Here is a 25,551-nt window from a genome sequence, read left to right as displayed (position 1 = left end):
CTCTGCGACGGACATTGCACGCATCAGGTTGCAATACATCCGCGCCCCGCAATGGCTTCCGGGCTGTTAAGGTGGCGCCTTCGCGCTTTTCGTAAACCAGGGAGACTTCCATGCCCTTCAATCCCCGATCCTTGAACCGCACCTTGCTGTCGATTCTCGCTGTCGCCGCGCTGGCCGGTTGCAGTTCGAAGGATTCGTCGTCCGATGCCGCTCCGCCGGCTGCGAACAACCCGCCGGCGCTGTCCGGTACCTGCAACGCCAAGGCGGTGCAGTCCATCGTCGGCAAGGTCGTCAATCCGACCCTCACCGAAGAGGCCCGCCGCGACGCCGGCGCCAGCGTGGCGCGGGTGCTTACCCCACACCAGCCGGTGACCATGGAGTACAACTCGCAGCGCCTGAACATCGACGTCGACGACAGCCAGGTGATCCGCCAGGTCTCCTGCGGCTGATCGCAGCGCCCATGAAAAAGCCCCGCAATCGCGGGGCTTTTTTCGTTGGCTCCAGGCTCAGTCCGCCTTGGATGGCTTTTCGTTTTCTTCCAGGGCTTTGCTCGACTGCTCGACGCATTCTTCGTAGTTCCCCGCGTCGCGTGCCTTCTGGGCCTTGTCGAGGTAACGCTGGATTTCGTTGACCTTGTCGCCCGTGGCGTCCTTGCTGGCGTCGGACAGCTGGCCGCGCAGCTCGTTGAGGTTGGCATCGCACAGCTTGCTGTCGGCGAAGGCGGGAATGGCGACTACTGCGGCGAGCAGGAGGATGTACTTGTTCATCCTTGGAACTCCGATGTGGGTGGAGTCGTGAACTTATGAGCAGCGCGGCCTCGATCTCAACGAGGCAATGCGGGTGCTGTCGGTCGCGTGCAAAGCCTGTGACTTCGTTCAGGCTCCGGCTGGCCCATGAAAAAGCCCCGCGCAGGCGGGGCTCTTTCGCTCGATGGCGCAATCAGCGATTGGCTGGCTTGTGGATCACCCGCAATGCCTGGGTGGTCTGGTTGACGCACTCCTCATAATTGCCGGCTTTCCTGGCCGCCTCGGCCTTGGCGATGTACTCGTGGACCACGTTGACCTTCACGCCGGTGGCGTTCTGGCTGGCGGTCTTCATGAAGTCGTTGAGTTGCTGCAGGTTGCCGTCGCACAGCGAACTGTCGGCGAAGGCCGGCACGGAAAACGCAACGGCCAGCAGCAGGGCGTACTTTTTCATTGGGGTTCTCCTCGATTTCGAAGCAGGTCGACATTACGTTAGCTTGCTAAGTAACGACCAGGATTTCCCCCGCAAATTCATTTCATTTCTGACCTCGATCAGGAACCCGGCCATCTACCGCCTCGTTCGTCAGCAGGCGCTGAAGCGTCGGTCCAGCTGGTGGTTGCGGAAGTGCTCGATCACGAAGTCGACGAATGCCCGCGTCTTGCCCGGCAGCAGCTTCTGCGCGGCGTAATAGAGAGCGGTGTCGCCCGCATCCACGTACCAGTCCGGCAACACGCGCACCAGGCGCCCATCGTCGAGGTAGGGCACGGCGTGCTGCATGCTGACCAGGGTGACGCCCAGGCCCATCAACGCCGCCACGCATGCCGCTTCCGGGTCGCTGAAGGTCATGCGTTCCTTCAGCGCGATGGGGGCCTGTGTCTGTTGGCGATTGGTCAGCGGCCAGGGGCGCACGCGGCCGGTCTGCGGCGAGCGGATGCGGATGCCGTCGTGGCTGGGCAGATCGGTGGGGTAGCGGATCGGCGGGCGGCCGGCGAGGTAGCTCGGTGCCGCCAGCAACACCAGGTGCGCCGGGCACAGCTTGCGCGCCACCACGCCCGGTGGCAGCTCGAAGCCGCCGCCGATGGCGGCGTCGAAGCCCTCGGCGATGAGGTCGACCTGGCGGTTGTCGAAGTGCCAGTCCGGGCGGATCGCCGGGTAGCGGCCAAGGAAATCGCCCAGCAGCGGGAGTATGTAATCGCGACCGAACACCAGCCCCATGCTGACCTTCAGCGCGCCGCTGGGCTGGCCATCGGTGCTCGCCAGATTGGCGATGGCGCTCTGCAGGCTGGCCAGGCCGCCGCTGGCTTCATCGAGAAATCGCTCGCCGGATTCGGTCAGGGTGAGACTGCGGGTACTACGCTGGAACAGCCGCACACCGAGGTTGTTTTCCAGGCGCGCGACATTCTTGCTGACGGCGGCAGGCGTCAATGCCAGGCGCCGTGCGGCGGCAGCAAAGCTGCCAGCCTCGGCGCTGCGTACGAAGCATTCGATACTGATCAGGCTTTCCATGACGGGATTCCGGACATTCTGTATCGACTGAATATAGCGATTACTGGCTACCGAGTAATGAGTCGGAGGGGGAAACTGGCCCCGTCGAACTGATTTCCCACTAATTCCCGGAGACATGAAATGACCACCACGCAAGCCACCACCCAACCTCTCGCCGGCAAAGTCGCTTTCGTACAAGGCGGTGCCCGCGGTATCGGCGCCGCCATTGTGCAGCGCCTGGCCCGCGAAGGCGCCGCTGTAGCCTTCACCTACGTCAGCTCGGCGCAGAAGGCCGAAGACCTCGCCGCCAGCATCGAAGCCGCCGGCGGCCGTGCCCTGGCGCTGAAGGCCGATAGCGGCGACGCCGCCTCGGTGCAGCAGGCCATCGATATCGCCGCCGAGCGCCTGGGTGGGATCGACATCCTGGTGAACAACGCCGGTGTGCTGGCCATCGCCCCGGTGGAGGAATTCAGCCTGGAAGACCTCGACCGTACCCTGGCCGTCAACGTGCGCAGCGTCTTCGTCGCCAGCCAGGCCGCCGCGCGGCACATGGGGCAGGGTGGGCGCATCATCACCATCGGCAGCACCAACGCCGACCGCATGCCCTTTGGTGGCGGCGCGGTGTACGCCATGAGCAAGTCGGCCATCGTCGGCCTGACCAAGGGCCTCGCCCGTGACCTCGGCCCGCGCGGTATTACCGTGAACAACGTGCAGCCCGGCCCGGTGGACACCGACATGAACCCTGCTGACAGCGACTTCGCTGCATCCCTGATGGAGCTGATGGCGGTAGGTCGCTATGGCCGTGCCGAGGAAATCGCCGCCTTCGTCGCCTATCTGGCGGGCCCGGAAGCCAGCTATATCACCGGCGCCAGCCTGACCATCGACGGCGGCTTCGGGGCCTGATGGCAGGCCGCGATCGGATTCAGGTCCGGTCGCGGCTCTGGATGTTCCAGTGCCCGGAGGTGCTGGCGAGCTTTTCCGAAAGCATCTCCACCTGTTCATAGAGACGCAGGGTCAGCCAGTAGAAGCCCTGCTTCTCGAACGAGTCCGTCAGGTTCTGCGGGCGCGGTGGCAGGTTGTCCAGGCCCTGGCAGGCCTGCACCAGCTTGCTGGTACGGCTGAACTTCAAGGCATGGGCCGATTGCAGCAGGAGCCGGCTGATCATCTGCCGGTGCTCGTCGAGGCTGGCCGGCACCGGCTCGATTTCCCCCGCCTGGGCGGCGAACTGGCGCGAGGCGATCAGCGATTCCAGGGTGCCCATGATCGCGCGGTGGATGCGCTGGATGATCTCCAGGTCGCGGAGCGGCAGCGCCGTCTCCTTCGATACCGGGCCGAGATGGGCGCGGGACGCCACCAGGCGGTGATCCAGCTCTTCCAGTTGGCGGGCGAAGTGATCGGCGCCGAAATCATGGTTCGACGACAACTGCCCATACATGCGCGCGCACGCCCGCAGGTTGTCCGAGAGCAGGTAGCGCCAGACATAGACCGCGCGCAGCGGGTAGATCTGCGAGAACAGCAGCGCCACGGCAACGCCGATCAGTACGTTGGCCGAACGCCACAAACCTTCGGTGAAGCCGGTCTCGCCGGGGCCGGCGACGATGCACATGGTGATCCCCGCCAGGAGTGCCACGTAGCCCGGACGGCGGATCGCATAGAAGGCCGACGCGGCGCCCAGTATCGACATCAGCAGGTAGGCGAGGGTCAGCGAGCGCGTGCGGTCGTACACCGCGATCACGCACAGCCCCAGCGCCGCGCCGGCCAGCGTACCCATCACCCGCTCGTAGGATTTACCGCGAATGGTGCCCTGGTGCACCAGCCCGCCCATCACCACCAGCACCGTCACCGAGGCCCAGAGGCCGTGGGGCAGCTTCAGCGCGCTGGTCAGCAGCATCGAGACGAGCAGGGCGAGGCCGACGCGGACACAGTGAATCCAGGCGGCGTAGCGATAGCGTGTGTAGGGATTGGCCAGGCGGCGGAAGGGCAGGGTGAAGATCGACGGTTGCTTCGCCAAGGGACGCGGCTCCTGTGCAGGCGGTGGCGATGCTGCAAGGTTAGCCTGTCGGGGCCTGCCGGTGCGACGGTGGTTCGATTTCCATCTCACTGGGGACCGATGAAGAAGTAATCGCGCTGACCGATCCGAAATTGCTGTAGGACGTTTAGCGGAGGTTGCGGCACTGTTTCGCTTTCCAGTACGGCGACCGGCTCTCCCGGTCCTTTCAGGAAGGCCGTCAACTGTTCACGGGTCTGCAGGGCCGGAAGACGGCTGCGACTATAGAACACCGAAGCGCCGGCCAGGCGCTCGCTGGGCTGGAACAGCGCCACCTGCCGCCCGGCCTGCTGATGCTGGCGAATCTGATCGGTCAGCGGCAGGAAGGATTCCTGCCGGTCGGCGCGCGGCTCGATCCACAGTGCGTAGCCCAGATAGCTGCAGGGCAACAGCAGCGCAACGCACAGCACCGCGCGCCATGCCCATCGTTCGCTGCCAGCGTGACGCGCCTGCCAGCTACGCCACAGCTCGTTCGCATACTCGGCGGCGATCACCGCCGCCGCCGGCGCGAGGGACATCAGATAGACCATGCGCTTGCTGGAGGCCAGGGTGAGCAGGGCGAACTGCGCCAGAAGCCAGAGGTAGAAGAACAGCAGGTAGCGGTCCTGCGCCAGGCGTTTGCGGAACCGCCAGAGGCCCAGGTAGAGCAGCAGGTTCCAGGGCAGGAAGGCTTGTGGCAGGCGGACCAGATAGTAGTAGAAGGGCTCGAAGTGCCCTGCCTCGCTGAATGACCCGTTGAAGCGCCCGACGCTGTTGGCCCAGAGGATTTCCTGCAACGCGGCCGTGCCGCCGTCGCGGTACAGGAACAGCAGCCAGACAAGCAGTGGAACCAGGCCCGGCAGGGTCCAGAGCAGGGGGCGGAACCAGGTGGAGAGTTGTAGGCGGCGTTGCGCCACGCTGTCCCACAGCAGGCAGGCGAAGATCACCACTCCCGGCAATGCCAGGCCGAGCACGCCCTTGCTCAGGGTGGCGATTGCGATGCCGGCAGCGAATGCCAACCAGTGCGACAGCGCGCCCGGCGGAGCCAGCCAGGCTCGCAGAAAGGACAGCAGTGCCAGCGTCACGCCGAAGGACAGCAGGGCGTCTTCGCCCACCTGCCGGGCGTTGCTCCAGAAGCTCGCCAGGGTCAGCAGCATGAACGCGGCCAACAGCGCCAGCGCAGCCGGCCGGCCAATGCGCCGCAACGTCATGTACAGCAGGAGGACGCAGCACAGGCCGGCGAGCGCCGAGGCCAGGCGTACAGCCAGCGTGGTCGGTCCGAAGAGGCGGATGGCGGCGACGTCCAACCACAGGCTCAGCGGTGGTTTTTCCAGAAACGCCATGCCGTTCAGGCGCGGGGTCACCCAATCATGGTCGAGGTGCATCTCCATGGCGATGCCCGCCACCCGGGGCTCGGTGGAGCCCTGCAACTGGTGGTTACCCAGTGCGCCGAAGAACAACAGGCTGCCGAGCAAGAGCAGCACGACGAAGTGACGTTGCAAGCGCATGGTGGGTCCGGTGTCGTCCTGCTTTGCCTGCATGTATAGACGACATTGCGTTAACGCGAAATTAACGTTCGGGGTGCTTCACTCCTGCGACTTCAGCCGGTCCCCCAGGAGCGTCGTCATGTCCATCAGCCAGCATCGACCCACCGCTTCATCGCCGCGAAAGCATCGGCTGCGTACCCTGCTCCTGATCCTCGCTCTCCTGATCGCGGTGGTCGCCTGCCTGGTGGGCTTCATGGTGCTGGTGCCGCCGTCGCAATACACGCCGCTGCCTGACCAGCCGACCTCTCAGGTCACGCTGATGGCGCTGGGCGACCAGGGCAGCGGGGACCTGCGGCAATGGCGGGTTTCCCAGGCCATGGAGCAGGTGGCGGAGAACGAGGGTGGCCTGAACATGGTGCTGCTGCTCGGCGACAACTTCTACGGCAAGGCGCTGCAGGGCATCAGGGATCCGGCCTGGCAGCTCAAGTTCGAGCGCGTCTATCACGGGCGCTGGTTGGGGCATGTGCCGTTCTATGCGGTACTCGGCAATCATGACTACCCGGATTCCGCCGCCGTCGAACTGGACTATGGCCGACGGGGCGCGGGTTCGGGTCGCTGGCAGATGCCGGCGCCCTACTATGTGCGCGATTTCGGTGACGTCGGCGGGCGTCCGTTGTTGCGCGCGGTCTTCCTCGACTCTTCCGAGGACTCCGCCGGCCGCTTGCGCCAGGCGGATTTCCTGCAGGCGGCCTTCGCCCGACCAGGCCCCGCGCCGGTATGGCGGATGGTAGTGGCGCATCATGCGATTCGTAGCGGCGGCGGCAGGCACGGCGATGACCTGAAACGGCTGGCGCAACTGCTGCCGGCCATGCAGCGCAGTGGCGTGGATATCTACCTGTCGGGCCATGAGCACAACCAGGAAGTGATCGTCCGCCCCGGCGAGCCGGCCTGGCTGGTTTCCGGCGGCGGTGGCCAGACGCTCGACGAGCTCAACGCCGGGGTGGCGGAGCAGGGGACGCTGTTCGCCGCGGAGCAGCACGGATTCGCCCGGCTGGCCTTTACGTCCGGCGGGCTGCAAGTGGCCTACTACGACGACAAGGGCGCGGTGGAGCAGCGATTTTCCTGGGCGCGCAGTTGCTCGGGAACGGCCCAGGCCTGTCTGCAACGGGATGGGATGCTGCAGGCAGCGACGAACATCGCCACTGGCCGGTAGTTGCGCCGCCGGGGTTTTCGCTAGAATCCGGAATTTTGCGTGCTCCGCCGCTGTGTGCCCACAGCCCGCGTGCGGCGCAGCCTTAGAGAGTTCCGATGCTTGTAGGTAGTTACGATCCCGCCCTGGTGCTGATTTCGCTCTGCGTTGCCATGTTGGCGTCCTATACGGCGCTGGACCTCGCCGGACGCATCGCTACCACCCGTGGCTGGCCGGTGCTGCTGTGGATCGCGGGTGGCGGGGTGGCGATGGGCATCGGCGTGTGGTCGATGCACTTCATTGGCATGCTTGCCTTCAGCCTGCCGATTCCGCTGGGCTATGACCTCACCCTGACGCTGCTGTCGCTGGCCATCGCCGTGCTCAGCTCGGGTTTCGCCCTGGCGTTGGTCAGCCAGGACCGCTTGCCCCTCTGGCAACTGGTCTGCGGTGCGCTGGCCATGGGCGCCGGGATCAGCTGCATGCACTACCTGGGCATGTACGCGATGCTCATGCAGCCGGGCATCGACTACGACCCGACACTGTTCGGGCTCTCCCTGCTGATTGCCGTGGCGGCTTCCGGCGCCGCACTGTGGATCGCCTTCCAGCTGCGGCAGAACGCCCCATACGTACGCCTGGCTCGCGCCGGTGCGGCACTGGTGATGGGGGTCGCCATCGTCGGCATGCACTACACGGGCATGGCCGCCGCGCGCTTCCCCGATGGCAGCTTCTGTGGTGCTTCCCCCAGTGGGCTGAACAGCGACTGGCTGGCGCTGCTGATCATCATCGTCACCCTGGCGATCATCGGCATCGCATTGCTCACTTCGGTACTCGATGCACGCCTGGAGTCGCGCACGGCGCAGCTCACCTCGTCGCTGGCCCAGGCCAACCAGGAACTGACCCAGCTCGCCCTGCACGACAACCTCACGCGCCTGCCCAACCGCATCCTGCTGGAAGATCGTATCGAGCAGCAGATCGGCAAGGTGCAGCGCAACGGCGGGCATTTCGCGTTGATGTTCCTTGACCTGGATGGCTTCAAACCGGTCAACGATGCCTTCGGCCACCATGTCGGCGACCTGCTGCTCAAGGAAGTCGCCCGCCGCCTGTGCGACAACCTGCGTAGCGAAGACACCGTGGCGCGCATTGGCGGCGATGAGTTCGTCGTGCTGGTCGAGCTGGCCGCCGCGGAAGACGCGGTCACTGTCGCCAGCCAGCAGATCAACCTGCTGGCCCAGCCGTTCCAGGTGGCCGGACAGGAACTGCGGATCGCCGCCAGCATAGGCATCGTCCTTTATCCGGGCGACGGCGCCACCCAGCAGGAATTGCTGCGCAACGCCGATGCGGCCATGTACCACGCCAAGGGCAACGGCAAGAACGGCTACAGCTTCTTCGAGCAGTCGATGAACACCAATGCGCGCAACCACCTGCAACTGCTGCACGACCTGCGCGCGGCGCTGGATCGGCGCGAATTCGTGCTGCACTACCAGCCCAAGTTCGCCGCCAGCGGCGAGGCCATCGGCGCCGAAGCGCTGTTGCGTTGGCAGCATCCGCAGCGCGGCCTGCTGATGCCGGACACCTTCATCGCCTTGGCCGAGCGCACCGGGCTGATCATCCCCATCGGCGACTGGGTGCTGGATGAAGCCTGCCGGCAGATGCGCCTGTGGTACCTGCAGGGGCATGAGAGCTGGCGGGTAGCGGTGAACCTGTCGGCGTTGCAGTTCTGCCATGCCGGCCTGGTGGGCTTGGTGGCCGAGACGCTGGAGCGCCACCAGTTGCCGGCACGCTGCCTGACCCTGGAGATCACCGAGACCACCGCCATGCGCGACGCCGACTCCAGCCTGGAAATCCTCGGCAAGCTGTCGGACATGGGCGTGGATTTGTCCATCGACGACTTCGGCACGGGCTATTCCAGCCTGCTGTACCTCAAGCGCCTGCCGGCCAATGAACTGAAGATCGACCGCGGTTTCGTCCGTGACCTGGAGCAGGACAGCGACGACGCCGCTATCGTTTCCGCCATCGTCGCCCTAGGCCAGGCACTCGATCTGCGCATCGTCGCCGAGGGCGTCGAAACAGCCGGCCAGCAGAACTTCCTGACCCGCCTGGGCTGCGACTCGCTGCAGGGCTTCCTGCTTGGCAAGCCGGCGCCGGCGGAACAGTTTCTCGAGCGCCTTTCTACTCCTGCGTGACGTCGGCCAGCTGGGCGCAGAGCGCGCGCAGCTGCTCGCACAGGCTGCGCCCGGCGCTGCCCAGTTCGGGACGGGCATAGAGCGCGAGCTCCAGCCCTTCGATGGGCGAGAACCCCTGATCCGCCGTCAACACGCGATGGCCTGCATGGCAACCGCGTAGCGGCAGCAGGCTGACGCCCATGCCCGCCGCCACGGCCGCCGACAGACTGGCCAGGCTGGCGCTGCTGTAGCTGATGCGCCAGCGCCGGCCGCTGGCTTCCAGGGCGTGGATCATCTCCTGGCGATACAGCGCTCCCAACGGGAACACCACCAGTGGCAGCGGGTCTCGAGCGGCCGCCGGGCTCAGCGCGCTGTCCAGCCAGGCCAGAGGTTCCGGCCAGTGCGCCAGGCAATCGCTGTCGGCGCCCCATTGCTTGACCAGCGCCAGGTCCAGCTCGCCGCTGCGGTACTGGCGCAGCAGCTCCTGGCTGAGCCCGCTGGAGACTTCCAGGCGCAGCCTTGGGCGCTCGGCGCTGAAGGCCGCCAGCAGGGGCATCATCCGTTCGCCAGCGAAGTCTTCCGGCATGCCCAGGCGCAGCACCCCCTCGCTGTGCTCGCTGCTCAGCGCCTCGCGCGCCTCCGAACCCAGTTCGAGGATGCGCCGTGCGTAGCCCAGCAGTTGTTCGCCCTGTTCGGTGGGCAGCACCTGGCGCTGGCTGCGATCCAGCAGGCGGCAGTCCAGGCTCTGCTCCAGACGGAGGATCTGCTGGCTGACGGTGGACTGGGTGAGGTGCAGCAATTCGGCGGCGCGGGTGAAGTTGCCCGCGTCCACCACCATTACGAAGCTGCGCAGCAGGTTGGGATCAAGCATTCAGGTTTCCACTGAAAGTCATGTTTCTATTTAATTTCAGCATAGAACATCCCTTCGTCATACTGCTGCTGCTCATTTGATTGAGCCTGAGTTGAGGCACGACAGCCATCACGGGGGAGCGCCAATGGACATGTCGACTATCCAGACCGAGGACGTGCACAGCCGTGCCGCCGCAGACGCACTGTTGGTTGCCGCCAGCGAAGGCCGCGAAGCCGAGGTCGCATCGCTGCTCAAGCGCGGCGTGCCCGTGGACGTGATCGATGGGCAGGGGAATACGCCGCTGCTGCTGGCCACTGCCCACAACCGCGTTGCCGTGGCGCGCCAACTGGTTGCCGCCGGTGCCAACGTCAACCGGCAGAACCGCATCCACGACAGCGCCTACCTGCTGGCGGGGGCGTCCGGACGCCTGGACATCCTCCAGCTGACCCTGGCCCACGGCGCCGACCTGCGCAGCACCAACCGCTATGGCGGCACGGCGCTGATCCCGGCCTGCGAGCGCGGCCATGTGGAGGTGGTACAGACGCTGCTCGACGCCGGGGTCGATCCCGATCATGTCAACAAGCTGGGCTGGACCGGGCTGCTCGAAGCCATCCTGCTCAGCGACGGCGGCCCGCGTCACCAGGCCATCGTGAAACAACTCATAGAAGCCGGGGCGAACCTGAACCTGGCCGACAACGACGGCATCACGCCGCTGCAACACGCCCGCCAGCGCAACCAGACCACCATTGCCAGGATGCTGGAAGCCGCCGGCGCGCATTGATCTACTGGAAACTGCCATGTCACACGAAGTCTTCATGCGCGAGGCCCTGCAACTGGCCCGCGACAATATCGAGGCCGGCGGCCGCCCATTCGGCGCCGTGCTGGTCAAGGATGGCCGGGTGATCGCCCGTGCCGCCAACTCCATCCACGTGGATTTCGATCCCACCGCCCACGCCGAGCTGCTGGCGATCCGCCGCGCCTCGGCGGTGCTGGGCCTGTCGCGCCTGGACGGCTGCGTGATCTACGCCAGCGGCCATCCGTGCCCGATGTGCCTGGCGGCCATGCACCTGTGCGGCGTGGAGGGCGCGTATTTCGCCTATTCCAATGACGACGGCGAGCCGTTCGGGCTGTCCACCGCCGCCGTCTACCAGCAGATGACCCAGCCGCCGCAGTGGCAGGCGTTGCCGCTGCGTGCGCTGCGCCCCAGTGGTGAGGACGGGCTGTACAACCATTGGCAGGAGCACCGCTCGTGAGCCGTGGCATGACCATGCCGGCAGAGCAGAGCAGTAGCCACGCCGGCTGGATCGGCTTGCTGGTGATCGTCGCATTGGGCATCAACCTGCGGCCCATTCTCACCTCCATCGGCCCGCTGCTGGCCGACATCCGCGACGCCACCGGCCTTGGATTCCAAGGCCTGTCGATGCTGACGGTGCTGCCCGTGCTGTGCATGGGCCTGTTCGCCCTGGCGTTGCCCTGGGTCGGCCCGCGCCTGGGCGAGAGCCGGGGCATGGTGTTCGGCCTGCTGGCCATTGGCACCGCGTGTTTCTGGCGGTTGCTGCTGGACAGCGGTTTCGCCCTGATCGCCAGCGCGGTCCTGGCCGGCATCGGCGTGGCGGTGATCCAGGCATTCGTGCCGGGGGTGATCAAACGCTGGTTCCCGCACAAGGTGCCGTCCGCCATGGGCCTGTACTCGGCGTCGCTGATGGCCGGGGGTGGCAGCGCGGCGGTGCTGGCGCCGGTGGTGTCGGAGCACTTCCATCGCTGGCAGGACGGCCTGGGTGCCTGGCTGCTGCTGGCCATCGTCGGCCTGCTGCTGTGGGCCCTGGCCCGCCCGCGCGAGACGCCGGTAACGGCACCGAAGCAGCAAAAGGCCCAGCACTACTTCGGCAGCCGCCGGGCCTGGCTGCTGGCGCTGTACTTCGGTCTTATCAATGGCGGTTACACCAGCATGGTCGCCTGGCTGCCGGTGTATTACCGCCAACTGGGCTGGACCGCCCAGGCCAGCGGCCAGTTGATCGGCCTGATGACCATCTTCCAGGTGATCGCCGCGCTGAGCATTCCACTGCTGATCCGCCGTTCGCTGGATCGCCGTGGCTGGCTATGCCTGTGCTTGTTGATCCAGCTTGCCGGCTTCGTCGGGCTGATCTCGGCGCCGCTGCACCTGCCGGGCATCTGGGTGGCGCTGATCGGCTACGGCCTGGGCGCCTGCTTCGCCCTGAGCCTGACGCTGACCCTCGACCACCTCGCCGACGCCGGTGCCGCCGGGCGCCTGGCGGCCTTCGTGCAGGGCATCGGCTTCATCGTCACCGGCATCGTGCCTTACGTCACCGGTTGGCTGCGCGATAGCACTGGCAGCTTCCAGGCGTCGTGGATTCTGCTGGCGGTATCGGTGGTGTTGATGCTGGGAGTGACGCTGCGCTTCGCGCCGAAGGGGTACGCGCGGGCGATGGCGCGCTAGCGGAAACCGGTGTTTGCAGACACCTATCGCGGACGAAATCCGGTCCGTGCTCCGGTCAGCCCTCACCCTAACCCTCTCCCAGGGGGAGAGGGGACCGTTCGGTGCAGGATGAATCTCTGATGTCAGCCCGGCACGGACTGCTCCCTCTCCCTTCGGGAGAGGGCTGGGGTGAGGGGAATTCAGTGGCACAGAGTGACCGAAGAAGACAGTTGCTCCCACGCCGGTCTGAAACATCGGTGGGAACGGACTCCGTCCGCGATCGTTTTCAGGCAGGGGAGAGAGCTAGACCGACGTCGCGATATAGATGCGGTAGGTGATGATCGACAGCATGCTCAGCACCCCGATCCACATCAGCACGACGCCTATACCGCGCTCGCGGATGGTGAAGCCGATCCCCAGCATGAACATGCCGAAAACGAGAATCCCGAGGGTGATGAAGAGGGACGTTGGGTCCAGGGGAATGAAATGGGCGGTGGCGTCCATGGCGAGTCCTTGTCTGAAGTATCCGATAGATAAATCTTAGGCCAGGGCAGGGCCAAACTTTTTTGATCCCTGGCAAGCTGGACCGGATCATAGCGACATGGGGCGTCCGGCCCAAGGTCGAACTCGCATCTGGCGTTGTCTTCTGCTGTTCAGGGCAGGTTAGGGACATAAAAAAGCCCTACGGTCCGGAGCTTGAAACCGTAGGGCTAGAAGGTCGAGAAATTCTCGACCGGGGGAGGATCGATCAGGCCGCCGGCGTCGGCTGCCAGCCGCCGCCAAGGGCCTTGTAGATCGCCACGATGCCGCGGTACACGTCGACTTCCGCCAGGGCCTGGGCGTCCTCGGCGGCCAACTGTTCGCGCTCGGCGTCCAGCAGGTTGAGGAAGTCCACGGTGCCTTCGCGGTATTGCAGGCCGGCCTGCTGTGCGGCATTGCGGCTGGCTTCGGACTGGCGCACCAGCGACACCAGGCGCTGCTGGCGCTTGCCGTAGTCGCTGAAGGCGTTGGACGACTCTTCCAGGGCCAGCAGGACCTGCTGCTCGTAGGTCGCCAGGGCGCCATCGGCGTCGGCCTTGGAGGCGCGCAGGCGGGCCCGCACGCTGCCCAGGTCGAAGGCCGCCCAGGTGATGCTCGGGGCTACGCCCCAGGCGCTGGCGGCGGACGAGCCGATCTGCGAACCACGGCCGGCGGTGTAGCCGAGGAAGCCGCCGAGGCTGACTTTCGGGAACAGATCGGCGGTGGCCACGCCCACATCCGCGGTGGCGGCAGCCAGGCGGCGTTCGGCGGAAGCCACGTCCGGACGGCGACGCAGCAGCTCACCCGGATCGCCGATGGGCAGGGCCTTGGCGATGGCGGGGAGTTTCTTCGGCGACAGGTCCACGGAGAGCGCATCCGGGCGCTGGCCGAGGAGGGTGGCGATGCGGTTGCGCTGGCGCACTTCCTCAGCCTGCAATTGCGGCACGCTGGCTTCGGTGGCGGCCAGGCGCGCTTCGGCGCGCTGTACGTCCAGTTCGTTGCCGACACCGGCGTCGCGCAGCTGGATGGTCAGGTCGCGGGATTCGCGCTGGTTCTCCAGGTTGCTCTTGGCGATGCTTTCGCGCAGTTGCGCTCCGCGTAGCTGCCCGTAGGCATCGGCCAGTTCGGCGATCAGGCTGACCTGCAGCTGCTGCAGGTCGGCCACGGTCGCTTCGCTCAGCGCGTCGCTGGATTCCAATTGGCGGCGCACACGGCCGAACAGGTCGACTTCCCAGATCATGTCCAGGCCCAGGTCGTAGCGCTCCTGGTTGACCCGGTCCTCGGTCTGGCCGGGCACCTGGCCCTTGCCGACCTGGCCTTCGGCGCGGCTGGTGACCGTGGGGAAACGGTCATTCGCCACGTCGTCGCGAATCGCCCGCGAAGCCAACACGCGGGCATAGGCCACGCGCAGCTCGCGGTTTTCCTTGAGGGACTGGTCGACCAACTGGGTCAGCACCGGATCGTCGAACTGCTTCCACCAGGCGTCTTCGTAACGGCCGCGGTCGTAGTTCTTCGCCTGGGCATTGCTGTCCAGCTGGGCCGGCGCGGTGTCCGGCTTCTGGTAGTCGGGGCCGACCATGCACGCGCTGAGGGCCAGCGCGAGCAGGGAGGGGACGAACAGTTTCACGGCACTCTTGCTCACAGCATTGATGGTCATGACGCTCATGCCTGATGGGCCTCGTTATGGTTCGTGTGGCTCAGGGCAGCACGCGCCTGCTTCTTCGCTTCACGGGCTTCCATGAAGCGGCGGATCAGCACATAGAAGACCGGGGTCAGCAGCAGGCCGAAGAAGGTCACGCCGAGCATCCCGGAGAACACCGCGACACCCATGGCATGGCGCATTTCGGCGCCGGCGCCGGACGACAGCACCAGGGGCACCACGCCCATGATGAAGGCGATGGAGGTCATCAGGATCGGCCGCAGACGCAGGCGGCAGGCTTCCAGTACCGCGCTCAGGCGGTCCATGCCTTCGTCCTGTTTGTCCTTGGCGAACTCGACGATCAGGATCGCGTTCTTGCACGCCAGGCCCACCAGTACGATCAGGCCGATCTGGGTGAAGATGTTGTTGTCGCCACCGGACAGGATCACGCCTGCGATGGCCGACAGCAGGGTCATCGGCACGATCAGGATCACCGCCAGCGGCAGGCCCCAGCTCTCGTACAGCGCGGCCAGCACCAGGAAGGCGAGCAGCACGCAGAGCGGGAACACGTAGATCGCGGAGTTGCCGGCGAGGATCTGCTGGTAGGTCAGCTCGGTCCATTCGTAGGTCATGCCATTGGGCAGCTCCTGCTTGAGCAGGCGCTCGATGGCGGCCTCGGCCTGGCCGGAGCTGTAGCCCGGTGCGGCGGCGCCGTTGATCTCGGCGGTGATGAAGCCGTTGTAGTGCATCACGCGGTCGGGACCGGAGGTATCGCTGATCTTGATGAAGGTGGCCAGCGGGACCATCTCACCCTGGTTGTTGCGCACCTTCAGCTGGCCGATCTGCTCGGGTTCGAGACGGAACTGCTGCTCGCCCTGGACGTTCACCTGGTAGGTGCGGCCGAAGCGGTTGAAGTCGTTCGCGTACAGCGAGCCCAGGTAGACCTGCAGGGTGTCGAAGATGTCGCTGATCGCCACGCCGTGGGTCTTGGCCTTCTCGCGGTCGATGGCAGCGTCTACCTGCGGCACGTTCACCTGGTAGCTGGTGAACACCGACATGGGGTTCAGCTCCGGCAGCGCGCGGGCCTTATTGAGGATGTTCTGGGTCTGTGCGTAGAGCTCCTCGTAACCGGCGTTGCCACGGTCCTCGATCTGCAGGCGGAAGCCACCGATGGTGCCCAGCCCCTGTACCGGCGGCGGCGGGAAGATCGCGATGTAGGCGTCCTGGATATCCGCGAACTGCTTGTTCAGCTCGGCGGCGATCTCGTTGGCCGACATGCCCGGGCCCTTACGCTCGCTGAAATCCTTCAGCGGGGTGAAGACGATGCCGCTGTTGGGGCTGTTGGTGAAGCCGTTGATCGACAGGCCGGGGAACGACACGGTGTGCTCGATGCCCGGGTGCTTGCCGGCAATTTCCGACATGCGCTTGATCACCGCTTCGGTGCGGTCCAGCGTGGCGGCGTCGGGCAGTTGCGCGAAGGCCACCAGGTACTGCTTGTCCTGTTGCGGCACGAAGCCGGTCGGGGTGCTGGAGAAGCCCAGGTAGGTCAGGCCGATCAGGCCCGCATACAGCAGCAGCGCGATGGAGCTGCCGCGCAGTACGCGGGTGACGGTGCCGACGTAGCCATGGCTGGCGCGGTCGAAGAAGCGGTTGAACGGACGGAACAGCCAGCCGCCCAGCAGCTTGTCGAGCAGCACCGAGAAGCGGTCCTTCGGCTCGTGGTGCCCCTTGAGCAGCACGGCGGATAGCGCCGGCGACAGGGTCAGCGAGTTGAACGCGGAGATCACCGTGGAAATCGCGATGGTCAAGGCGAACTGCCGGTAGAACTGCCCGGTGAGGCCGGAGATGAACGCGGTCGGGATGAACACGGCGCACAGCACCAGCGCGGTGGCGATGATCGGTCCGGTCACTTCCTTCATGGCGCGCTTGGTCGCCTCTACGGGAGTGAGCCCCAGCCCGATGTTCCGCTCGACGTTCTCCACCACCACGATGGCGTCGTCCACCACGATGCCGATGGCTAGTACCAAGCCGAACAGCGATAGCGCGTTGAGCGAGAAACCGAAGAAGTGCATCACCGCGAAGGTGCCGATCAGCGATACCGGCACGGCGGCCAGCGGGATGATCGAGGCGCGCCAGGTCTGCAGGAACAGCACGACTACCAGCACCACCAGGATCAGCGCTTCGAACAGGGTGTGCACCACCGCTTCGATGGAGCCGCGAACGAAGATGGTCGGGTCATAGACGATGGAGTAATCCACGCCCTGCGGGAAATCCTTCTTCAGCTCGGCCATCTTCTCGCGTACCAGGTTGGAGATGGCGATGGCGTTGGAGCCGGGACGCTGGAAGATCGGGATGGCGACCGCCGGCTGGTTGTCCAGCAGCGAACGCAGGGCGTACTGGCTGGAGCCGAGTTCGACGCGGGCGATGTCCTTCAGGCGGGTGATCTCGCCGTCCGGGCCGCTGCGGATGATGATGTTCTCGAACTCTTCCTCGGTGACCAGACGGCCCTGGGTGTTGATCGACAGCTGGAAGCTGGTGTCGCTCGGCGCGGGCGGGGCGCCCAGCGCCCCGGCGGCAACCTGGCGGTTCTGCTCGCGGATCGCGGCGACCACGTCGGTGGCGGTCAGGTTGCGCGAGGCGACCTTATTCGGGTCGAGCCACACGCGCAGCGAGTAGTCGCCCATGCCGAACAGCTGCACGTCGCCCACACCGTCCAGGCGCGCCAGCTCGTCCTTGATGTTGAGGATGGCGTAGTTGGACAGGTAGAGCATGTCGTAGCGGTTATCCGGCGAGGTCAGGTGCACGACCATGGTCAGGTCGGGCGAGGCCTTGTCGACGGTGATGCCGATGCGGGTGACTTCCTCGGGCAGCTTGGGCTGCGTGCGGGTCACACGGTTCTGCACCTGCACCTGCGCGTTGTCCAGGTCGGTGCCCAGGGCGAAGGTGATGGTCAGGGTCATCTTGCCGTCGGCGGTGGACTGCGAGGACATGTAGAGCATGTTCTCGACGCCGGTGATGGCTTGTTCCAGCGGCGCGGCGACGGTCTCGCCGATCACCTTGGGGTTGGCGCCGGGGAAGTTGGCGCGCACGACCACGGTGGGCGGAACGACCTCGGGGTATTCGCTGATCGGTAGCTGGAACAGCGAGATGGCCCCGCCGATCAGGATGATCAGCGAAAGCACGGCGGCGAAGATCGGCCGCTGGATGAAGAATTGCGAAAAGTTCATGGCTGGTTCCTGTCGCGAACGCTGCGGTTCGCCAAACCCGGGACAAAGGTCACCCAAGGCCCTGGTGGGACAGGGCCTGGTACATCAATCGTTTAAGACAGGGGGGCGATCAAATCAGAGAGCGGTCAGCCGCGCGGTTCGCCCGGCTTGGCCGATTTCTCGGCGACCTTCGGTGCCTCGATGCTTTCCAGTGCGCGGCGCTGGCTGTCGAGTTTGGCGAGGGTCGACTGGCTGGCCATCTCGACACCCTGGGCATCGACCTGGGCGCCCGGGCGAACCCGCTGCAGGCCGTTGACCACGATGCGGTCGCCCTTCACCAGGCCGGTGCGGACGATGCGCAGGCCTTCCAGTTTCGGGCCCAGCTCGATGCCGCGGTACTGCGCCTTGCTGTCCTTGTCGACCACCAGCACGAACTTCTTGCCGAGGTCGGTGCCGACCGCTTCATCCTTGATCAGCGCGGCGGGGTAGGTGCCGCTGCCGACCAGCTTGATGCGGGCGTACAGGCCGGGGGTGAACTGGTTGGCGTCGTTGTCGAACACCGCGCGACCGCGGATGGTGCCGGTCTTCGGGTTGACCTGGTTGTCGAGGAAGTCCAGGCGGCCCTGGTGGGGGAAGCCGTCCTCGCCGGTCAGTCCCAGGTACACCGGGCTGGTGCCACGGGCATCCGGGCCGCCCTTGCGGGCGAGGTCGACGTACTTGAGGTAGACGCGCTCGTCGGCGTCGAAGTAGGCGTAGACCTTGTCGGTGGAGACCAGGGTGGTGAGCACGCTCTGGCCGCTGTTCACCAGGTTGCCGGCGGTCACTTCGGCGCGGGAAACGCGGCCGTCGATGGGGGCGGTGATCTGGGTGAACGACAGGTTCAGGCGGGCGTTGTCCAGTTCCGCCTGGGTCGCGGCGACCACGGCTTTCGCCTCGGTGGCGGCGGCGGTGCGGGCGTCGGCGAGTTCCGCGGAAATGGCGTTGGTGGCGCGCAGGCGGTCGCCGCGGGAGGCTTCGTTGACGGTACGGGTCTGGTTGGCGCGAGCCTGTTGCAGCTGGGCTTCCAGGCGGTGGACCTCGGCCTGGAACGGCCGCGGGTCGATCTGGAACAGCAGGTCGCCTTTCTTCACCAGGGCGCCTTCGCGGAAGGCGACGCGGTCGATGTAGCCGGAGACGCGCGGACGCAGTTCGACGGATTCCGGAGCCTCCAGGCGGCCGGTGAATTCGTCCCATTCATTGATCGGCTGTTCGATGACATCCGCGACGCTGACCTTGGGCGCGGCCATGTTCTGTGCTGCGTCCTGGCCCTTGCCGCAGGCGCTGAGGACCAGCACGGCGGCTAACGCCAACGGAATACGCAAGGTGTTCAGATTTCGCTCCATGGAAAGACTCCGGCGTTCTAATTGGTTTATGGATTTCTAATGGAGCGGAGTCTGCGTGCGCGGGGGCTCTGGAACTAATCGAACGAGAGAATTTTGATTATCACGTGGAGTGATAAAAGCCTTTGCACTATGCGTATGAATAGATACAAGAGCGCGCAGGAATAGATGGAAGGAGGGGCGCGGGGATTGCCCGAACAGTGCAGGTTCCCCCTGTTGGACGGGCGGGGCGCCTGGGGCCATGCCTGCGCGCGGCCCGAGAAGAACCCCTCTCCCTAACCCTCTCCCGCAAGCGGGAGAGGGGACCGTTCGGCACAGGATGAAACTGCGGCGTCAGTCGGCATAGACGGCTCCCTCTCCCTTCGGAGCGGGGCGCGCAGCCAGGGCTGGGGAGGGGGAGTCGCCCCGGCGCCGATGCATGGTCGCGGGGAGATATCGACGTAGGGCTTGCCCGGCAGTGCGTAGGGCGCATAACGCCCTCGGCGTTATCCGCCATGGCGGATAACCCGTTCCCGGTTATGCGCCCTACAGGTGGGGAATGGGAGGGGGTTGCGTCAGAGACTGTCCGGATCACCCACGAACATGGTGATCCGCGAACGCAGCCAGCGCTCGGCCGGGTCCTGGTCCTGGGCGCCGCGCCAGACCATCGACAGCTCGGCCAGGCGCGTGGGGAAGGGCGGCTCCTCGGCGCGCAGGCCGCCGGCGGCGGTCAGCGCCAGGGCCACGTACTCGGGCACGGTAGCGATGATGTCGGTACCGGCCAGCAACTGGGCCAGGCCAACGAACTGCGGCACGGCCAGCACCACCTGGCGCTTGCGGTCCATCTCGGCGAGGGTCTGGTCGACGAAACCGTCCAGGTCGCCCGCATAGGACACCAGCGCGTGCGGGCGCGCGCAGTAATCATCGAGGGTCAGCGCGCCGGGAATCGAATCGGCCCGCAGGATCTTCCAGGTACTGCGGCGCAGGGTCTTGCGCTTGGCGTTGGCCGGCAGCTCGTCGGTGTAGCTCACGCCCACGGAGATTTCCCCGGACGACAGCAATTGCGGCATCAGCAGATAGTTGGCCCGGCGCACTACCAGGGTGATGCCCGGTGCTTCCGAGCGCAGGCGGCGCAGCAGCGGCGGCAGCAGGCCGAATTCCACGTCATCGGACAGGCCGATGCGGAACACCGCCTTGCTGGTGGCCGGGTCGAAGTCGGCGGCGCGGCTCAGGGCGGTGGAGATGGAGTCCAGTGCCGGCGAGAGGTGGCCGAAGATTTCCTGGGCCCGCGCGGTAGGCTCCATGCTGCGCCCGGTGCGTACGAACAGCGGATCGTCGAACAGGCCGCGCAGACGCGCCAGGGCCGCACTGATCGCTGGCTGGCCAAGGAACAGCTTCTCGGCGGCGCGGGTCACGCTGCGTTCATGCATCAGCGTTTCGAAAACGATCAACAGGTTGAGATCAACCTTGCGAAGGTCGTTGCGGTTCATGGGGACTCCCTGGCGATGGGGGAAAAGTGAGGCCGACCGTGCCTTGAGTCAAGTCTGTCAGATAAGTCCTTGATCAATTTCTACTTTTTTAAAGAGAATCACGCCCCGGATGTGTGGTCTGACTCTGTAAGGGGCGGACGTCCACGCTCGGTCGCGCAGACCCGCCGCAGAGCCTCCGGGCCGCGCCGGACAAGCATTTCACCGCGTGCCGAATCATCGCCGTTTATGTCCATTATCAATGGCGAACGGTGGCGTCACCCGGAAAGCCCGGATAGAGTCCGTGGCTATGAAGCACTACAAAGGCGAGGTATGTGATGTCCCGCATGATCCGTTTCCACCAGTTCGGTGACGCCTCGGTCCTGAAGATCGAGGAAATGCCGACCCCGCAACCGGGGCCGGGTGAAGTACTGATCCGTACCCAGGCACTGGGCGTCAGTTGGCGCGACGTGCTCTGGCGGCAGAACCTCGCCCCGGATCAGGCCAAGTTGCCAGCGGGCATCGGCTATGAATTGTCCGGCATCGTCGAAGCCGTGGGCGAGGGTGTGGAAGACCTCGAGCCCGGTGTGGCGGTGGCCAGCTTCCCGGCGAACTCGCCGAACCAGTATCCGGCCTGGGGTGACCACGTCATCCTGCCGCGCACCTCGCTGACCCGTTATCCGGATGTCCTGACCCCGGTCGAGGCAGCGGTGCACTACACCGGCCTGATGTACTCCTATTTCGCCCTGGTGGAGCTTGCCCAGATCAAGCCCGGCCAGCGTGTGTTGATCACCGAGGCGGGCCATTGCCTGGCTCCGCAAGCGGTGCAGTTGGCCAAGGCGCTGGGCGCCCAGGTGATCGCTACCACCAGCCACGAGGAAACCCGCGAGTTTCTGAAGGGCCTGGGGGCGGACAAGGTTATCTACACCGAGGAACAGGACCTGGTACTGGAAGTCGAGCGCTTCACCAAGGGTGAAGGCGTCGAGATCGTCCTCGACCAGTGCGCCGGCCCGCAGATGAAACTGCTGGGTGACGTGGCCGCTCCGCGCGGCAAGCTGATCCTGTACGGCATCAACGGCGGCAACGACGCAGCCTTCCCGGCCTGCGCGGCGTTCAAGAAGCACCTGCAGTTCTTCCGTCACTGCGTGCTGGACTTCACCGGGCAACCGGAGATCGGCCTGACCCGCAACGACGAAGCCGTGCAACGGGCGCTGACTGCGATCAACCAGATGACCGCCGATCAGCTGCTCAAGCCGAGCATTGACCGGGTGTTCGATTTCGCCCAGTACCTGGACGCCAACACCTACATGGAAACCTGCCCGGGCGGCGGCCGTGTAGTGATCAAGATGCCGGAGTGATCCAGCATCCGTGAGGCGAGAAAGCCACTCTTCGGAGTGGCTTTTTTGTGCGCACGATATTTCCCTGTAGGAGCGAGCTTGCTCGCGAACCCTCGTTTCAGTGCGGTGCGGCCAGAAGCCGATCGCGGACGGAGTCCGCTCCTACGTTCCGTGCAGCTCTTGTAGGAGCGGACCCTGTCCGCGATCACTCGCCGCCAGCACCGCAAACATCCGGTCACACCCTGCGCAGTATCAGGCAAGCCTCAAGAGAACCAGGCAAACCGCTCGGCGCCTTCCTGGCGTATCGTCGCGGCGCAGGCCGGCGCTTGCGCCTAGGCTGAATCCATTGCGTGACGAAGCGGCAGTGCTTCGCCCCATTCCATCACCCGTAAAAGAGGTGAAACTCCTGATGATTACCGTGAACCTGAACGGCAAGGACCATGAACTCGACGCTCCGGGCGAAATGCCGCTGCTCTGGGCCATCCGTGACGTCGCCGGCCTGACCGGCACCAAATACGGCTGCGGCATGGCGTTGTGCGGCGCCTGCACCGTGCATATCGATGGCCAGCCGACGCGCTCCTGCGTCACCCCGCTGGCGGCGGTGGCCGGCAAGAAGATCACCACCATTGAGGCGGTGGCCGAACAGGCCGCCGGCAAGGCGGTGCAGGACGCCTGGCGCAAGCTCGACGTGGTGCAGTGCGGCTACTGCCAATCCGGGCAGATCATGTCGGCCACCGCGCTGCTGGCTTCGAACAAGGCGCCCAGCGATGCCGACATCGATGCAGCGATGAGCGGCAACATCTGCCGCTGCGCCACCTATGCGCGGATCCGCGCGGCGATCCATGACGCCGCCCAGACCCTGGCCTGATAGAGGCTGTTTACGATCTGCTGCGCGTCGGCCGTTGGGCGTTGGAAGTCGCCCTCAGATGCTCATTTACAGCTCGTAAACTCCGCTCTTCGGGCGCCTTCCGCCTACAACGGCTCTAGCTCGCGAGACCGTAAACAGTCTCTGAGGACCGACACCATGCTCGAACCCCGTATCGACCCGCAGCCGGCCGAGGCCGGCAGCATCCTCAACGTCAGTCGCCGCAGCTTCCTGCGGGGCGCCGGCGGCCTGGCGCTGGGCATCTACTTCGCGCCGCTGCTGGGCAAGCTGGGCGATGCCCAGGCGGCCAATGATTTCGAACCCAACGCCTTCGTGCGCATCGCTCCCGATGGCACTGTCACCGTGATCGCCAAGCATGTGGAAATGGGCCAGGGCAGTTACACCGGCCTCGCCACCCTGGTGGCCGAGGAGCTGGACGCCGACTGGAGCCACGTAGAGGTCGAGGGCGCACCGGCCGACGCCAAGCGCTACGCCAACCTGGCCTTCGGCAACCTGCAGGGCACTGGCGGCAGCAACGCCATGGCCAATTCCTTCGAGCAGATGCGCAAGGCCGGCGCCAGCGCCCGCGCCATGCTGGTGGGCGCGGCGGCGGAGCAGTGGAAGGTGCCGGCAGCCGAGATCGAAGTGCACGACGGCGTCGTTACCCATCCGGCTTCCGGACGCAAGGCCGGCTTCGGCGAACTGGCCGAGGCGGCGGCGAAACAGCCGGTGCCGGCGGACGTGAAGCTCAAGGACCCGAAGGACTTCAAACTGATCGGCCAGGTGCAGCTGCCGCGCAAGGACAGCCCGTCCAAGACCGACGGCACCGCGCAATTCACCCAGGACGTGCACCTGCCGGACATGCTGGTGGCCGTGGTCGCCCACCCGCCGCGCTTCGGCGGTGTTCCGGCCAAGGTCGACGCGAGCAAGGCCAAGGCGGTGCCCGGCGTGGTTGATGTCGTGCAGTTCCCCGGCAGCGATCGGCGTTTCGCCGGCGTCGCGGTGCTGGCGAAGAACACCTGGGCCGCGCGCCAGGGCCGCGATGCATTGCAGGTCGAGTGGGACGAGAGCAAGGCCTTCAAGATGGGCAGCAAGGAAATCTTCGCCCAGTACCGCGATATGGCCAGCAAGCCGGGCCTGGTGGCGCGCAACGACGGTGATGTCGCCAAGGCGCTGGAGAAACCGGCGCACCTGATCGAAGCCGAGTATCAATTTCCCTATCTCGCACATGCCGCCATGGAGCCGCTGAACTGCGTGGTGTTCCTCAAGGAGGACGGCTGCCAGATCTGGAACGGCGAGCAATGGCAGACCGGCGACCAGATGTCCGTGGCGCAGTTGTTGGGCATGCAGCCCGAGCAGGTCACCATCACCCAGCTGTATGCCGGCGGCAGCTTCGGTCGCCGCGCCAACCCGCACTCGGACTACGTGCTGGAAGCGGCTGCGATCGCCAAGGCGGCGCGCGAGCAGGGCGTGAAGGTACCGATCAAGATGGTCTGGACCCGCGAGGATGACACCCGCGCCGGCTACTACCGCCCGGCCTTCCTGCACCGCGCACGGCTGGCGGTGGATGCCCAGGGCAACCTGGTGGGCTGGGAGCAGCGGCTGGTGGGGCAGTCCTTCATCGTTGGCACGCCGTTCGAGAAGTTCATGGTCAAGGATGGCGTCGACAAGATTGCCGTCGAAGGTGCCGCCGACCTGCCGTACGCCGTGCCCAACCTGCGCGTCGAGCAGGCGCTGGCGGACAACGTCACGGTGCCGACCCAGTGGTGGCGCTCGGTGGGCCATACCCACACGGCGTTCTCCACCGAAACGCTGATCGACGAAGCGGCCATCGCCGCCAAGCAGGACCCGTACGAGTTCCGCCGCAAGCTGCTGGAGAAGCACCCGCGTCATCGCGGCGCGCTGGAGCTGGTGGCGCAGCGGGCCAACTGGCTGGCGCCGCTGGAGAAGGGCAAGGAAGGCGAGCAGCGTGGCCGCGGCATCGCCGTGCATGAGTCGTTCGGCAGCTTCGTCGCCCAGGTCGTTGAAGTGACCTACAAGGCGGACAAGAGCTTCAAGGTGGACCGTGTGGTCTGCGCGGTGGATTGCGGCCTGGCGATCAATCCGGACGTGATCAAGGCACAGATGGAAGGCGGCATCGGCTTTGCGCTGTCCGCGGCGCTGCACAGCGCCATCACGCTCACCGACGGCAAGGTCGACCAGTCCAACTTCCACGACTTCCAGGTGTTGCGGATCAACGAGATGCCGGTGGTGGAGGTGCACATCGTGCCGTCCGCCGAGCCGCCGACCGGCGTAGGCGAGCCGGGTGTGCCGCCGTTGGCGCCGGCGCTGGCCAATGCGCTGTTCGCGGCGACTGGCAAGCGCATCCGCACCTTGCCGATCGGCAATCAGTTGCAGGCGTGAGTCAGGGGAGTGGAGATGAAGCGCTTGCCCCGCACTGGCGGGGCAAGCGTTTTCAGGCGTCGTGCAGCGTCTAAGCTACAAGAGCCTGGCGTTCGTTTTCCTGGCAGATCAGCTCGCGCAGCACCCGGCGCTCTTCCGGCGGGGTGGCGGCACGGAGCAGGGCGAGACTGCCTTCATCGTCGGTGACGGCGATTTCGGTCTCGAAGTGTAGTTGCACCTCGTCCAGGGTGATGTAGGTAATGCGATACGCCGCGTCTAGGCTGTGCATGGTCGCAGTCTCGATGTGGGAGGGGCGCAGGCCCGATGGATGCATCGTCGCGCCGCGCAGGCAAGGGCGGAAGTGAAACACCGTGATGATGATCATCACGATTGGCGATG

General features: G+C 65.7%; 22 protein-coding genes. 10 read left to right on the top strand and 12 right to left on the bottom strand.

The genetic code is table 11. The annotated features are described in order from the left end of the window. Positions 1 to 110: 110 nt before the first annotated feature. The gene (locus JVX91_RS21225) at positions 111 to 449 is read left to right on the top strand and encodes an I78 family peptidase inhibitor (RefSeq protein WP_205336116.1); all 339 of its coding nucleotides are present in this window, start codon (positions 111 to 113) and stop codon (positions 447 to 449) included. Positions 450 to 506: 57 nt separating this feature from the next. On the opposite strand, the gene JVX91_RS21220 is transcribed toward JVX91_RS21225, so the two are convergent. The 3 genes from JVX91_RS21220 to JVX91_RS21210 form a co-directional block, all read right to left on the bottom strand. Continuing rightward, positions 507 to 767 carry a hypothetical protein gene (locus JVX91_RS21220; RefSeq protein ID WP_205336115.1) on the bottom strand — a complete coding sequence of 87 codons (261 nt, stop codon included), beginning with the start codon at positions 765 to 767 and terminating at the stop codon, positions 507 to 509. Between the two features lie 172 nt (positions 768 to 939). Next, positions 940 to 1,197, bottom strand: coding sequence for a hypothetical protein (locus tag JVX91_RS21215; RefSeq protein WP_205336114.1), 258 nt, complete (start codon positions 1,195 to 1,197; stop codon positions 940 to 942). Between the two features lie 129 nt (positions 1,198 to 1,326). After that, positions 1,327 to 2,250, bottom strand: a complete 924-nt coding sequence (locus JVX91_RS21210) for a LysR family transcriptional regulator (protein ID WP_205336113.1) — start codon at positions 2,248 to 2,250, stop codon at positions 1,327 to 1,329. A gap of 120 nt (positions 2,251 to 2,370) precedes the next feature. On the opposite strand from JVX91_RS21210, the gene JVX91_RS21205 reads away from it, so the two are divergent. After that, positions 2,371 to 3,132 (top strand): 3-oxoacyl-ACP reductase family protein, encoded by a 762-nt coding sequence (locus JVX91_RS21205; protein ID WP_205336112.1) that lies wholly within the window; start codon positions 2,371 to 2,373, stop codon positions 3,130 to 3,132. Positions 3,133 to 3,151: 19 nt separating this feature from the next. Here JVX91_RS21205 and JVX91_RS21200 read toward each other — a convergent pair whose 3' ends face one another. Together JVX91_RS21200 and JVX91_RS21195 are read right to left on the bottom strand one after the other, a co-directional pair. Continuing rightward, on the bottom strand, positions 3,152 to 4,240 hold the full coding sequence (locus JVX91_RS21200; RefSeq protein ID WP_205336111.1) for an FUSC family protein: 1,089 nt from the start codon (positions 4,238 to 4,240) through the stop codon (positions 3,152 to 3,154). An 86-nt stretch (positions 4,241 to 4,326) separates the two neighbouring features. Then, on the bottom strand, positions 4,327 to 5,763 hold the full coding sequence (locus JVX91_RS21195) for a phospholipid carrier-dependent glycosyltransferase (protein ID WP_205336110.1): 1,437 nt from the start codon (positions 5,761 to 5,763) through the stop codon (positions 4,327 to 4,329). Positions 5,764 to 5,881: 118 nt separating this feature from the next. On the opposite strand from JVX91_RS21195, the gene JVX91_RS21190 reads away from it, so the two are divergent. Together JVX91_RS21190 and JVX91_RS21185 are read left to right on the top strand one after the other, a co-directional pair. Then, positions 5,882 to 6,955: a metallophosphoesterase gene (locus JVX91_RS21190; protein ID WP_240201636.1), complete on the top strand. Its 1,074-nt coding sequence runs from the start codon at positions 5,882 to 5,884 to the stop codon at positions 6,953 to 6,955. Between the two features lie 95 nt (positions 6,956 to 7,050). Next, complete coding sequence (locus tag JVX91_RS21185; protein WP_205336109.1) at positions 7,051 to 9,114, top strand: EAL domain-containing protein; 2,064 nt, start codon at positions 7,051 to 7,053, stop codon at positions 9,112 to 9,114. Here the strand turns inward: JVX91_RS21185 and JVX91_RS21180 are convergent. After that, entirely contained in the window at positions 9,101 to 9,964 is an 864-nt protein-coding gene (locus tag JVX91_RS21180; protein WP_205336108.1) for a LysR substrate-binding domain-containing protein, read from the bottom strand. The genes JVX91_RS21185 and JVX91_RS21180 overlap by 14 nt on opposite strands. 124 nt (positions 9,965 to 10,088) lie before the next feature. On the opposite strand from JVX91_RS21180, the gene JVX91_RS21175 reads away from it, so the two are divergent. The 3 genes from JVX91_RS21175 to JVX91_RS21165 are packed head-to-tail and all read left to right on the top strand — an operon-like array spanning position 10,089 to position 12,401. Further along, a complete protein-coding gene (locus tag JVX91_RS21175) occupies positions 10,089 to 10,724 on the top strand; it encodes an ankyrin repeat domain-containing protein (RefSeq protein WP_205336107.1) in 636 nt (211 codons plus the stop codon). A gap of 16 nt (positions 10,725 to 10,740) precedes the next feature. Continuing rightward, complete coding sequence (locus tag JVX91_RS21170) at positions 10,741 to 11,196, top strand: nucleoside deaminase (protein WP_205336106.1); 456 nt, start codon at positions 10,741 to 10,743, stop codon at positions 11,194 to 11,196. A gap of 8 nt (positions 11,197 to 11,204) precedes the next feature. Beyond that, complete coding sequence (locus JVX91_RS21165; protein ID WP_240201785.1) at positions 11,205 to 12,401, top strand: CynX/NimT family MFS transporter; 1,197 nt, start codon at positions 11,205 to 11,207, stop codon at positions 12,399 to 12,401. A 282-nt stretch (positions 12,402 to 12,683) separates the two neighbouring features. Here JVX91_RS21165 and JVX91_RS21160 read toward each other — a convergent pair whose 3' ends face one another. The 5 genes from JVX91_RS21160 to JVX91_RS21140 form a co-directional block, all read right to left on the bottom strand. Beyond that, entirely contained in the window at positions 12,684 to 12,884 is a 201-nt protein-coding gene (locus JVX91_RS21160) for a hypothetical protein (RefSeq protein WP_205336104.1), read from the bottom strand. A gap of 244 nt (positions 12,885 to 13,128) precedes the next feature. Then, entirely contained in the window at positions 13,129 to 14,556 is a 1,428-nt protein-coding gene (locus JVX91_RS21155; protein WP_205336103.1) for a TolC family protein, read from the bottom strand. Between the two features lie 5 nt (positions 14,557 to 14,561). Then, positions 14,562 to 17,765, bottom strand: a complete 3,204-nt coding sequence (locus JVX91_RS21150) for an efflux RND transporter permease subunit (RefSeq protein WP_205336102.1) — start codon at positions 17,763 to 17,765, stop codon at positions 14,562 to 14,564. Positions 17,766 to 17,890: 125 nt separating this feature from the next. Next, the gene (gene mexE, locus JVX91_RS21145) at positions 17,891 to 19,126 is read right to left on the bottom strand and encodes a multidrug efflux RND transporter periplasmic adaptor subunit MexE (RefSeq protein ID WP_205336101.1); all 1,236 of its coding nucleotides are present in this window, start codon (positions 19,124 to 19,126) and stop codon (positions 17,891 to 17,893) included. Positions 19,127 to 19,677: 551 nt separating this feature from the next. Next, a complete protein-coding gene (locus tag JVX91_RS21140; RefSeq protein WP_017517481.1) occupies positions 19,678 to 20,592 on the bottom strand; it encodes a LysR family transcriptional regulator in 915 nt (304 codons plus the stop codon). Positions 20,593 to 20,906: 314 nt separating this feature from the next. Here JVX91_RS21140 and JVX91_RS21135 point away from each other — a divergent pair, with 314 nt between their 5' ends. The 3 genes from JVX91_RS21135 to JVX91_RS21125 all read left to right on the top strand — a co-directional run bounded on the left by JVX91_RS21135 (position 20,907) and on the right by JVX91_RS21125 (position 25,173). Further along, positions 20,907 to 21,926, top strand: coding sequence for a zinc-dependent alcohol dehydrogenase family protein (locus JVX91_RS21135; RefSeq protein ID WP_205336100.1), 1,020 nt, complete (start codon positions 20,907 to 20,909; stop codon positions 21,924 to 21,926). A gap of 388 nt (positions 21,927 to 22,314) precedes the next feature. Then, on the top strand, positions 22,315 to 22,773 hold the full coding sequence (locus JVX91_RS21130) for a (2Fe-2S)-binding protein (RefSeq protein ID WP_205336099.1): 459 nt from the start codon (positions 22,315 to 22,317) through the stop codon (positions 22,771 to 22,773). Between the two features lie 156 nt (positions 22,774 to 22,929). Beyond that, positions 22,930 to 25,173 carry a xanthine dehydrogenase family protein molybdopterin-binding subunit gene (locus JVX91_RS21125; protein WP_205336098.1) on the top strand — a complete coding sequence of 748 codons (2,244 nt, stop codon included), beginning with the start codon at positions 22,930 to 22,932 and terminating at the stop codon, positions 25,171 to 25,173. A gap of 70 nt (positions 25,174 to 25,243) precedes the next feature. Here JVX91_RS21125 and ptrC read toward each other — a convergent pair whose 3' ends face one another. After that, complete coding sequence (ptrC, locus tag JVX91_RS21120; RefSeq protein WP_205336097.1) at positions 25,244 to 25,441, bottom strand: type III secretion system co-regulatory protein PtrC; 198 nt, start codon at positions 25,439 to 25,441, stop codon at positions 25,244 to 25,246. Positions 25,442 to 25,551: the final 110 nt, after the last annotated feature.

The sequence above is a fragment of the Pseudomonas sp. PDNC002 genome (genome assembly GCF_016919445.1).
Classification (GTDB): Bacteria; Pseudomonadota; Gammaproteobacteria; order Pseudomonadales; family Pseudomonadaceae; genus Pseudomonas.
The sequence above is the reverse complement of the archived record's forward strand: the minus strand, read 5'-3'. Positions and strand labels throughout refer to the sequence as shown.